This window comes from uncultured Chitinophaga sp. (assembly GCF_902168175.1).
GTDB lineage: Bacteria > Bacteroidota > Bacteroidia > Chitinophagales > Chitinophagaceae > Chitinophaga.
The window spans coordinates 194219-206322 of the sequence record NZ_CABHOU010000076.1 but is presented as its reverse complement, the minus strand read 5'-3'; the positions used below and the strand labels follow the sequence as shown (position 1 = coordinate 206322).

Here is a 12104-nt window from a genome sequence, read left to right as displayed (position 1 = left end):
TGGGGAGAAGATACGATATTAGATGATTTTGACGGACGGAATTTTATGGAAGGCGGCAGGGTTAACATGCCACTGCCTGTTTTACACACAACAGCCGGTCAGATCAAAAAAGATGTAACCGGCCGTTGTTATTTTACAGAGGATATTATTTCATTTCCACCGGGTACTTACCGGCATCCGCCAGGAACCCATCTTTGCAGGAACTGGAACAAAATCCGAGTACCGCATTATTATAATGCGCCGTATCATTCACACCCGAGGCAAGTGACATACCGCAGAACGGGTCCGTTTTATTGGCGACCATCAGGGTATCATACTTCACAGTGGCCGTTGTGATCACCGTATCTTTCATTGCCGCCTCAGGTTTGGTGTTATTGGCGCAGGAAATAGCCAGTAAGGCCAGGCCTGCTAAAAAGAGCATGTTTTTCATGGGTGTAAGTTAGTACAAATTGCTAAAATGAGCCGCTAATCGATTTCCATTAAACAAGACTGAACTTTTATTATTTTAGGCGGAAAGATCCGTGACATGACAGAGCTAAGAATTGCTCAACTTTCAGATGCCGCCGCCATTGCCCATCTTCATGCAAAAAGCTGGCAACAAACCTACCGTGGCATATTCAGTGACCACTTCCTTGATAATGAAGTAGAGGATGAACGTGCGCAGGCATGGCATCAGCGCCTGGCTTTCCCGGATGCCCGGCAACGGGTAACAGTAGCGGAAGCTGACGGCAGACTGATAGGTTTTGCCTGTATTTTACTTGATGAAGACACTACCTTCGGCACCCTGCTCGACAACCTCCATGTAGCAGAAGCTTACCGGAATACAGGCGTGGGCAAACAGCTGATGCAACGCGCTGCCGGGTACATACTTCAGGAAGCACGTAATTCAAAAATGTACCTGTGGGTATACGTTAAAAACACCAACGCCATTAAGGTGTACGACCGTGTTGGCGGTAAAAATGCAGAAACAGTTGAGAAGGTTAATGAGGATGGCAACACGGCGCCGGCGCACAGGTATGTGTGGCAGGATGTAGAAAATCTTATTTCCTGAAAATAATATGGTCCACCACTCATCTTACACCGTCACCAAAAGGCGATAATTGCGACCGAAGTATACGCTTGCCCGCATTATTTCGAGCAAGCCCTAAAAACCTATTCAATGGCCGCTTCTCCACTCAACTCCCGCGTTGCCCATATAGCCATGGCATCCAGCACAGGGAAAAGCCCTTCCCCTGATTTACTGAGTTTGTAATTCACGAAAGGCGGTACCACAGGCTTCGCTTCGCGCACGATCAACCCGTCTGTTTCCAACTGCTTCAATTGCTGTATAAGCACCTTCTCGGTGATGGTAGGTATAGATCGCCTCAGCTCCCCATACCGTTTTTCGCCCAATGATAACTGGAACAGGATAATCGGTTTCCAGTAGCTGCCGATCTTTTCCATTACGTAGGTAACCGGGCACCGATCAATCGCGTACTGCTTATTTTCCTGGATCGTAGATGTTTTCTTGATGGCTGTCATAGCTACATACTTTAGGGTAAGTACTTGTCAAAAAGTATGTACAAAGATACCTTTGCTATCAACAATTAAAAAATTAATTACATGAAGATTATAGTAACAGGTTCTTTAGGGAACATTGGAAAGAAACTGGCCACCATGTTAGTAGCTGGCGGACAGGACGTTACCGTGGTAACCAGCCAGGAAAAACGTAGAGCAGCCATTGAGAACTTAGGTGCTACCGCTGCCATTGGCTCGGTGAGTGATGCGACATTTCTGGCACAAACATTTGCGGGTGCCGATAGCGTGTTTGTGCTTACACCACCCGCTTTGGGCGGTTCAGATGTGATCGCCAATACTGCCAATGCAGGCAAAGCTTTCGCAGAGGCATTTAAAACGGCGAATGTGAAACGTGTGGTAATGTTAAGCAGCATCGGCGCCGATCTGCCTGGTGGCACCGGCCCCATCGAAGGCCTATACCACATCGAGCAGGCTTTTAGGCAGCTAAAAGGTATCAACATTACCTTTTTACGTGCGGGATACTTTTACACTAATTACTACAATGATGTAACGCTGATAAAAACCGCAGGCATACTGGGCTCCAATCTCCCCGGCGAAACATTAATACCACTTGTGCATCCGCAGGATATAGCAACTGCCGCAGCGGAGGAATTACAGCAAAGCGGCAATGGCACTCATGTGCGCTACATTGTGAGCGATTACCGTACTGCAGCGGAGGTAGCGCAGGCATTGGGCAAGGCAATCGGTAAACCTGAACTGCCCTGGGTACCTTTCAGCGACGAACAGTTTGTTGAAGGCGCCACACAGGCGGGCGTACCGGCGGAGATGGCTCATTTATATGCAGATATGGGCGCTGGTCTTCGTAAAGGCGCTATACAGTCTGACTTCGCTAAAACCGGGGCAACTGTAACGGGCACTACTAAACTTGAAGACTTCGCAAAGGAATTTGCAGGAGCGTTTTAAGCCCGTTAGCTATTAAAATGGCTGTATCGTTTTAACGGTACGGCCATTTCATTTTTGGCATCAGCCATTCATTTAATCCTGTATCACTTCCCCATACACCCAAATTTCCCCGAATAGCAAAAATGTGGCTTCCAGCAATTATATTTGGCGTTACAGTATACACATCCACGCATGATAAATATTGAATGATGAAGATTAAATCTGGATTTCTCCACGTCGCTTTGACGTTATGTACCACCACACTATTTGCACAACCGGCCCGCACTTACACCAACCCGTTGCCCGTTGAATTTGGCGATCCTTATGTTTTACAGACTAAAGGTGGCCGGTATTACATGTACGGCACCGGTGCCGGCGCTAAAAATGGATTTGCAGCCTATTCTTCCTCCGACCTGGTGAACTGGAAAGACGAAGGCCAGGTGTATTATGCCAGCAACAAGAATGGCTGGAGCGATTCTACCGCTGCATGGAACGGTGCTTACTGGGCGCCTGAAGTGTATGAGCATAACGGCAGGTTCTATATGTTCTACAGCGCACAATGGAAAGTAAATCCGGGTAAAGACCTGGAGAATTTCAAAATCGGCGTAGCTATATCCGACCGCCCTACCGGCCCGTTTATCGACTTACACAACAAACCTGTTTTCGATCCGGGATATCCGGTCATCGATGCCAATGTATTGTTTGATAAAAGCGGCAAAATGTATCTCTATTACTCCCGCTGTTGCTACAAACATGCGGTGGAAAGCGAGGTCGCCACATGGGCGAAGCAAAAGGGCTGGTTCGACTTCATTGAGGAGAGCTGGGTGTATGGCGTTGAGCTGAAACCGGACTTCAGCGGCGTGATCGGTGAACCAGTATTGTTATTGCGCCCACCTGTAAAAATGAGTGATAAACAAGCCGATTGGGAAAGCCGTTCGGTAACGTCCAAAGAGGTGAATCGTCGCTGGACAGAAGGTTCCGTTGCTTTCAAAAAAGGCAATACCTACTACATGATGTATTCCGCCAACTACTTTGGCGGTAAGAATTACGCAGTAGGATACGCTACGGCTAAAAGTCCGCTGGGCCCTTTCACTAAGGCGGCTAACAACCCTGTGTTACAGAAAAACGTAGAACAGGGTGGTGTAGTAACCGGCACAGGACATAACAGCATTACCTATTCACCCAACGGAAAAGAAATGCTCTGCGTATATCACGCCCGCACGTCGGCCACCGGCGACCAACGTGTTGTGTTTATTGACAGGATGAGAATTTTGAAAGACGGTAAACTAGTGGTAGACGGGCCTAAAACCACTCCGCAGGCCCTGCCCGGAGGCGTAAAGTAAAGCATACAACTTCTTCCCTGATATCCGCCTGGCTGATGCCGGGCGGTTTTGTTTTTACAGGTTGAGTTTCGCGGGAAGAACATTAAGGGGCGACGATCGTAAACAGGTACACCATAAATATCACGAGCAGTACCACACCGTGTAATATGTTCGTACGGCCGGTAGCCAGCGAAATCACGATCGTGAACTGTGCCAGCAGCAATAGTACGGTAGCCTTCATATCAATACCCAACGTAATCGTCATACCTGTAACCATCGACACGATGGCTACTGCAGGAATGGTGAGGCCGATACTCGCCAGTGCAGAACCCAATGCGAGGTTCAGGCTGGTTTGAATACGGTTTTTGCGGGCAGCGCGATAAGCCGCCAATCCCTCCGGTAACAATACCACGGCTGCTATAATTACGCCCACCAGCGATTTCGGGGCGTCCATACTAATCACCGCATTCTCAATATCGGGCGCCAGCGACTTCGCGAGCAATACCACTATACCCAGGCACAATAACAACAACACCGTACTCAAAAGGGCCGTTCTGGTGGTCGGTGGCTCGGCATGCGCCTCTTCATTTCCGTCGTTACCGGGGGGCAAAAAGAAATCGCGGTGCCTCACCGTTTGTACCATTACAAAAGCGCCATACAACACTAAGCATACAACCGCTACAAATATCAATTGTACAGGACTGTAAAACGGTCCGGCCTCACTGGTGGTGTAATTGGGAAGAATAAGTGTGAGTACGAGGATAGATGTAAGCGCCACCAGAGCAGCACTAACGCCCTGCAGCCTGAATTCCTGCTCCTTAAACTTTATACCGCCTACCAGCAGGCATATGCCGATCATGGCAGTTAAAATGATCATCACCGCCGCTAACACTGTGTCGCGGGCAAGCGCTGTTGTTTCGGGGCCACCGGTGAGCATCAGCGACACGATCAGCGCTACCTCGATAACGGTAATCGCCAACGCCAGTAATAAGGTGCCAAAAGGTTCACCTACACGGTGAGCCACCACTTCTGCATGATGCACAGCTGCCAGCACCGAAGCGATAAGAACAACCACGAGAAACAAAGTGTAGAACAGTCCCAAACTGAGCGAATTACCAAAATAAGCAGCCCATGCTACCACAGGGGCGGCGATGGTCCATAACGGGAGTTGTAGTTTTTTTGTCATCCAAATGATTTAAGTGAAATTGCCTGTTGCAGCAATTATTGTGCTGGAAAAGCCCGGCAGCGGATTATTCCGTAAAAAAGATCAAACATTACATTAAGATAATGTATTTCCACTACTTCTGTTGCCGGTAAGCAACTTCCATTCAGCATTACAACAGGTCATAACAACTACAAACGTATGGCATCCCAACCTGGCCAATGTCAACAGATAATTTGCCGGCCCAATCACTAAGATTATGAATTTGTTAATTGCACTTACTGCACCTAAACTTCCGATTGAAATTTTCCAATTTTGCCACGCTGGTATGAAGGCAACATATTGCGAACTATAAATTGAGCGTGTGCGGTAACCCGCACTGCTATTGGCCTTCGCTACGCCCCTTTCATTGTGTATTCGTCAAACATCGCTGCTATAATCTAAATCTATTTTATGCATTTCGAGAAAAAAAGACCTAAGCTAACGTGGAGTTATCCTCAAAAAACATTAGCCTGCATTGCGTTGCTGCTGTTGGGAAATATAGCCAGCCATGCAGGTGCCTCTCCGGCACCGCGTTCTTACGCATCGGTTTCGCAGGCCGAACATCGCCTTAAGGGCAAGGTGACCAGTGCTACCGGCGAAGCTTTACCGGGTGTAAGCATCATTGTAAAAGGTACGCAAAATGGCACCTCTACTGATGTTGATGGTAATTATGCGTTGAACGTGCCTGATGAAAATACAGTACTGGTATTTTCCTATATCGGCTTCATTAGCCAGGAACTTAAACCTGGAAATGCCGGCACACTTAATGTGCAGCTTACAGCCGATTCAAAATCACTGAACGCTGTAGTGGTGGTAGGTTATGGTACACAAAAAAAAGTAAACCTTACAGGTGCGGTTGACCAGGTAGGCCCGGAAACATTTCAGAACCGTCCTATACCGAACCTGGCACAAGGCCTTGTAGGTGTAGTGCCCAACCTCAACCTGAATATGCTGGATGGTAAACCTACACAGTCGCCCACGTTTAACGTACGTGGTACCACTTCGATCGGCCAGGGCGGTAATGCACTGGTACTGATCGATGGTGTGGAAGGTGACCCACGCATGTTAAACCCGAATGATATCGAAAGTATTTCCGTATTAAAAGATGCGGCTTCTGCGTCTATCTACGGCGCCCGCGCAGCTTTCGGCGTGGTGCTTATTACCACGAAAGTGGCGAAGTCAGGAAAAACAAATCTTACTTACTCCGCTAACTATGCTATAAAATCGCCTACCGAGGTGCCTGATAATATCACCGAATCTTATCCCTGGGCACAAGCGTTTAGTGATGCCTGGGCCAGGTGGAACGATAACGGCAGCCTTCCAACGGCGATCAACAAAACCATCAGCTTCTCTCCTGCTTACCTGGCAGAGATCAAAAGAAGGTGGGAAGACCCTTCGTTGCCAAGGTATGAAGTGAATCCGAGTACTGGTGAGTACCAGTACTTTTACAGCACCGATTGGTATGATCAGCTGTATAAAAAGAACTTCGGTGCGCAAGACCATAATCTGTCTGTTTCCGGCGGTAGCGACAAAGCTACTTTTTACCTGAGCGGCCGCTTTAACGGGCAGGATGGACTGTTCCGCTATAACAGCGACAAATACAACATGTATAACCTCCGCGCAAAAGGCAGCATGCAGGTTACCCCTTGGTTGCAGATCGATAACAACACCGAGTATTCTGTTCAGAAATACCACCAGCCACTCAACGTTGGCGAAGGTAGCGGTATATACAGGAACATTGCGGACGAAGGCCATCCGCTGGCGCCGTTATTAAACCCCGACAGCACCCTGTCTTTTTCTGCCGCCTATACGGTGGGTGATTATTACATCGGCCGCAATGCCATCGATAACACACAACGCTTTCTGAAAAACAAGGTCGGTGCGAAAGCACATTTCCTGGATAATAAACTGAACGTTCGCGCAGATTTCACTTTCCAGACTACCGATATCGCTTCTCAGCAAAACCGCGTACAGGTTCCTTATAGCCGCGCCAAAGGTGTAATTGGTTATACAGGTACCAACACCAACGATTTGCAGGAACGCAAAAGAACAACCAACTACCTGGCTACTAACTTTTATGCAGATTACACGCATCAGTTCACCGGTGGTCACAACCTGAATTTCCTGGCAGGGTTCAACTACGAGCAATCGATCTACAGTAATCTGACGGCACAACGTAACGGTATTGTTTACGGTGATGCAGACGATATTAGCCTGGCGCTCGGCCAGGCCATTACGACCACCGGCGGTTACCAGAAGTGGGCCATTGCAGGTGGCTTCTATCGTGTTAACTACAACTTCCGTGATCGTTACTTACTGGAAGTAAATGGTCGTTACGACGGTTCTTCAAAATTCCCTACCGATCAGCAATGGGCCTTCTTCCCGTCTGTATCTGCAGGCTGGAGGTTATCAGAAGAACCTTTCTGGAACATAAGCCCGAAAGCCCTGTCGAACGTGAAAATCCGTGCCTCTTACGGTTCGCTGGGTAACGGTAACATCGCGCCTTACTCTTTCAACGAGAAGTTCGGCATTTCCCAGTCAGGCCGCATCATCAATGGTATCCGTCCGCAGGCTACCCGCCAGCCGGCTGTATTACCTGATGGATTAACATGGGAAACTTCTACTACAGGCAACCTCGGTCTTGACCTCTCCGCCCTTAACAACCGCCTTACTTTCGTAGGTGATTTTTACAGGCGCTGGACGAAAGACATGTTCACCGTAGGCCCCACTGTACCGGAAGTGTTTGGCACCACCGTACCCAGGGGCAACTATGCCGACCTGGAAACTACCGGATGGGAACTGTCTGTGAACTGGTCCGACCAGTTTAACGTAGCATCGAAATCATTCAGGTATGGCGTTCGGTTTACCTTAGCCGATTCATGGGCCACAATTACCAAATACAACAATCCTGATAAAAACCTGACCGACTATTACGTAGGACAACGTGTAGGTGAAATCTGGGGTTATCGTGTAGAAGGACTGTTTAAATCTGCCGCCGAGATCACTGAATCTCCTTCGCAGGCAAACATCCCTAACACCAACACCCGTAAGAACTACCCGGGCGATATCAAGTTCAAAAACCTCGATGGTGATAAAGTGATTTACCAGGGGCTGAACCGCGTAGGTAACTCAGGCGACAAAACCATCATCGGTAATTCTGAAGCCCGTTATACTTACGGCCTGAACCTCTCAGGCGACTGGAATGGCATCTTCGTTTCCGCGTTCTTCCAGGGCGTAGGTAAACAGGACTGGTACCCTTCTGCAGAAGCGCGCTTCTGGGGTATGTACAACCGTCCTTATAATGCTTTGCCTGCCTGGCAGCAAGACAATATGTTCCGTGAAGAACTGGGCAACTACGACGCTTATCTTCCGCGGCTCGTAGGTTATATCGCGCAGGGTACCGGCCGTGCATTACAGGTGGCTAATGACCGTTACCTGCAAAATGCGGCGTATATCAGGCTTAGAAACGTACAGTTGGGATACACCCTCCCGCAACGCCTCGTATCCAAAATACGCGCCCGCGACCTGCGTATATACGTATCTGCAGAAAACCTCTGGACATGGTCACCCATGTATAAATGGACACGCGATACGGACGTAACCAGTATTTACGGCTCTGACCGCGACCTGAGCGGTGGCACCAGCGGCGATGGTTATAACTACCCTATGCTGAAAGCCTTATCTGCCGGTTTAACCCTTAATTTCTAAATCATGACCATGAGAAAAATATTCAACTATACAATTGCCCTGGCGATGTTATTATCGGCCAGCTCCTGCGACCTGAACGAGTTGCCTGTAGATACTGCCACCAATGAAGCTGTATTCGGTTCGGAAAGTGGCCTGGAACTTTATGCCAACTCCTTCTACGACCTGCTGCCCGGTACGGATGTAGGCGTATTCCAGGACGACGACAACTCTGACCTCGTTGCCCGTAACGGCGTGGATAATTATCTGGCACCAAACGCACTCTCTCCTATTACCAGCTCTGGCTGGAACTGGACAGACCTGCGTAACATCAACTATTATATCGAGAATACCGAAAAAAGTACCGTACCCACAAAAACACATTATTTAGGCGTTGCCCGCTTCTTCCGCGCCCTGTTCTATTTCGAAAAAGTAAAACGCTTCGGCGACGTGCCCTGGATCGATAAAACAATCCCGGTTACTGATACCGCCATGCTGTTTGCTGCACGCGATAACAGGTTTGATGTAATGGACAAAGTATTGGCAGATCTGAACTATGCGATCGAGAACATCACCCTTACTGCCGATCCAAGCTGCACACGCATCACCAAAAATGTAGCACGTGCTTATAAAACAAGGATCTGCCTGTTCGAAGCATCATTCCGTAAATATCATACGGATTATAATAAACAGGCCACTGCTGATGCCTGGTACGAAGAAGTGGTGAAAGAGGCAAACGAGATCAGGGGCTTTACATTGCACCAGGGCGCTACGGCAGACAGAGGTTACCGTGAACTGTTCATCGCTAAATCAGCTTTCACCGACGAAACTATTTTATCCGTGGCATTGAGCGCTAACCTCCAGGTGTTCAGCTCTGCAAACCGTCGCTTTATCAGTCCTACGTACGGCAACCGTCCAAGCCTCACCCGCCGCTTTATCAATACTTATCTTAACCTGGATGGAACGCCGTTCACCAGCAACGCAGCATATGCCACCACTCCTTTTGTGGACGAAGTGCAAAACCGCGACTTAAGGTTGAAACAAACGATCCGTACCGGTGATTATCGCAGGACAGAAAACAGTGTTCCGGTAATTGCACCTCCGAACTTTAACCAAACCTATACCGGCTACCAGCCTATCAAATGGTGCTACGACGAGCGTTTCCCCTTCGATGACGAAAGCCGTAACGACAATGCGCATATCATCATGCGTTGGGCAGAAGTATTGCTGAATAAAGCAGAGGCCCTTGCAGAACTGAACCGCATGACGGATGCAGACTGGACGGCGACCATTGGCGCACTGCGTAAAAGAGCGGGTATTACCGGCGTTACACTGACCACTGCACCTACCGTGGCCGATCCTTACATGATCACGTTCTTTGCGAATAAATTCACCAATCCCGTATTACTGGAAGTATTGCGCGAACGTGGTGTTGAACTGGTGTTTGAAGGCCTCCGCCCGGACGACCTGCGCCGCTGGAAGCTGGGGGAACTGTTCCAGAATGCTGCTATGAACGGCATGTACGTTCCGGCATTGGGCGAATACGACCTCAATGGCGACGGCATTAAAGACGTGTACTTCTACCAGGGCACTAAGCCAACATCCACCACACCCGGTATTGCGTTTGTAGATGTAAGCACGTCCACCGCAGTAGGCCGTATACAATTATCAAACGGTACTTCCGGAGAGGTAATCTGGAATCCTGGCCCCCGCCAGTGGATCGATGCCAAATACCTCTACCCCATCCCGCAAACAGTGCGCGACAGGAACATTAAGCTGGGACAGAACCCAGGTTGGCAGTAAACTGATGAATACAACTGTTATAAAGTAAAGAAGGCTGGCCGTTTCATTGGCCAGCCTTCTCTTTTTACAGCACTGCTCGTTTTTAAACGTTATTTAGACCAGTACTGTAAGTTTTCGGCCTGTTTTGCGACTAATAGAGTAAAAAGCGCATGAATCCAATTGCCCGTATACTCATTGCTGCCTTGCTAAGCCTGGTCAGCCTATCAGCCAATGCCCAATTCAAACAAGAGATAAAAGATAAAATACACCAGTACCTGCTGGTACAGCAAAAGCTGAACGGGTTTAACGGCTTAGTGCAGATCAGCAATGCAGGGGACACTTTTACAGATACCATTGGTTTTGCGGTAATGGAATACAAAGTGCCTGTTCAAACGGCCTCCGTATTCAGGATCGCATCGATTACGAAGCAGTTTACCGCCGCGCTTACAGCGAAAGCTATTGTTGATGGAAAGTTACGGATCAACGATTCGCTCGGTCAGTTCTTCCCTTCAGCGCCTCCCGGATGGAAGGCGATCAACATTCATCAGCTGCTCACACATACCTCCGGCATTCCACATAATGAAGGTATTAAAGGGTACTGGCAAACCAAGTCACTGCTGCCATTTACACCATCGCAGGCCATGGAAGAAATATTCAGCATGACCTTACTTTTTAAACCCGGCACAGGCACACAGTATTCCAGTCAGGCTTACATGCTACTGGCCAATATACTGGAACAGGTTTATAAAGACAGCTTCCAGCAGATCCTTTCCCGGGAAGTGTTTATTCCTTTGAAGATGCATACCTCCGGCGTCTACAGTCCCCTGCGTATTGTACCCCGGATGACCAGTGGCTATCATCTGGCGGGTGACAGCCTGATGGCAGCACCTTACCGCGATTACAGTTTAATGAAAGGCTCCGGCGATTTGTATACATCAGCCGCCGATCTCCAACGCTGGAACAACAGTTTCCTGGCAGAAGGCTTCTGGCATCCGAAAGTAAAAGACATCTTGTTCACCATTCAGAACACCGCTCCCATCAATGGCCACTCCGATACTTACGGATACGGGTGATTCCTGCGTGAGGCAACGCCTGCACTTCCGGCAGCCCGGTATACAGGTGGTGGTACATTTGGCTGCTCCGCGTTATCCGTGCAATATCCGGGTAAAAAAACCAGCCTTATTATCCTGAGTAATGTATCCGGCTTACCTGTTAACCAGCTTTGGAGTGATATCGAAAAGATCATGCTGGAGCAGCCATTCCAGATGCCTCATATCCGGGAGAGCAAGCCCATTTCCGCGTACGAATTAACAGCGCTTCCAGGCAACTATGCAGCCTCAAACGGCCCCGAACTCCAGATTATCAAAAATGAAAACAGGCTATTTGCCAAGTTAGGTCGCAACCCGGCGTTTGAGATCTACAAATCCGACGAGCTTCACTACTATGGCCGTAAGCTGCCGGTCGAATTTCTCTTTATTACGGGGAGTGATGGACAAATAACGGCTGTGCAGGCCGATTCGCGCGGTCAAAACATTACGTTTACACGCAGGTAGATCGTAATAAAAGGCCGCAGGGTGATCCGCCGTTAGTTTTAATTCCAATGTATCAAAGAACTAAGCGATTACATGCCTATGTTTGGGGTAGCTTTGAAT

At 48.6% G+C, this 12104-nt stretch carries 10 protein-coding genes; 7 read left to right on the top strand and 3 right to left on the bottom strand.

Annotation, left to right across the window (positions count from 1 at the left end; genetic code table 11):
• Positions 1 to 145 precede the first annotated feature (145 nt).
• Complete coding sequence (locus QZT80_RS18145; protein ID WP_295125243.1) at positions 146 to 430, bottom strand: hypothetical protein; 285 nt, start codon at positions 428 to 430, stop codon at positions 146 to 148.
• Between the two features lie 96 nt (positions 431 to 526).
• Between QZT80_RS18145 and QZT80_RS18140 the strand changes: the two genes are divergently transcribed.
• Entirely contained in the window at positions 527 to 1051 is a 525-nt protein-coding gene (locus QZT80_RS18140; RefSeq protein WP_295125240.1) for a GNAT family N-acetyltransferase, read from the top strand.
• Positions 1052 to 1152: 101 nt separating this feature from the next.
• On the opposite strand, the gene QZT80_RS18135 is transcribed toward QZT80_RS18140, so the two are convergent.
• Positions 1153 to 1521 carry a helix-turn-helix domain-containing protein gene (locus QZT80_RS18135; protein ID WP_295125238.1) on the bottom strand — a complete coding sequence of 123 codons (369 nt, stop codon included), beginning with the start codon at positions 1519 to 1521 and terminating at the stop codon, positions 1153 to 1155.
• A gap of 81 nt (positions 1522 to 1602) precedes the next feature.
• Here QZT80_RS18135 and QZT80_RS18130 point away from each other — a divergent pair, with 81 nt between their 5' ends.
• Together QZT80_RS18130 and QZT80_RS18125 are read left to right on the top strand one after the other, a co-directional pair.
• The gene (locus tag QZT80_RS18130; protein WP_295125235.1) at positions 1603 to 2481 is read left to right on the top strand and encodes an NmrA family NAD(P)-binding protein; all 879 of its coding nucleotides are present in this window, start codon (positions 1603 to 1605) and stop codon (positions 2479 to 2481) included.
• Between the two features lie 185 nt (positions 2482 to 2666).
• Positions 2667 to 3803 carry a glycoside hydrolase family 43 protein gene (locus tag QZT80_RS18125; RefSeq protein ID WP_295125232.1) on the top strand — a complete coding sequence of 379 codons (1137 nt, stop codon included), beginning with the start codon at positions 2667 to 2669 and terminating at the stop codon, positions 3801 to 3803.
• Positions 3804 to 3885: 82 nt separating this feature from the next.
• Here QZT80_RS18125 and QZT80_RS18120 read toward each other — a convergent pair whose 3' ends face one another.
• Positions 3886 to 4968: an ionic transporter y4hA gene (locus tag QZT80_RS18120; RefSeq protein WP_295125228.1), complete on the bottom strand. Its 1083-nt coding sequence runs from the start codon at positions 4966 to 4968 to the stop codon at positions 3886 to 3888.
• Between the two features lie 429 nt (positions 4969 to 5397).
• Here QZT80_RS18120 and QZT80_RS18115 point away from each other — a divergent pair, with 429 nt between their 5' ends.
• The 4 genes from QZT80_RS18115 (at position 5398) to QZT80_RS18100 (ending at position 12005) form a co-directional block, all read left to right on the top strand.
• Positions 5398 to 8694, top strand: coding sequence for a TonB-dependent receptor (locus QZT80_RS18115; RefSeq protein ID WP_295125226.1), 3297 nt, complete (start codon positions 5398 to 5400; stop codon positions 8692 to 8694).
• A 9-nt stretch (positions 8695 to 8703) separates the two neighbouring features.
• Entirely contained in the window at positions 8704 to 10473 is a 1770-nt protein-coding gene (locus tag QZT80_RS18110) for a RagB/SusD family nutrient uptake outer membrane protein (RefSeq protein ID WP_295125223.1), read from the top strand.
• Between the two features lie 149 nt (positions 10474 to 10622).
• Positions 10623 to 11525, top strand: coding sequence for a serine hydrolase (locus QZT80_RS18105; protein ID WP_295125220.1), 903 nt, complete (start codon positions 10623 to 10625; stop codon positions 11523 to 11525).
• Positions 11526 to 11603: 78 nt separating this feature from the next.
• Positions 11604 to 12005 (top strand): hypothetical protein, encoded by a 402-nt coding sequence (locus QZT80_RS18100; RefSeq protein WP_295125218.1) that lies wholly within the window; start codon positions 11604 to 11606, stop codon positions 12003 to 12005.
• Positions 12006 to 12104 lie beyond the last annotated feature (99 nt).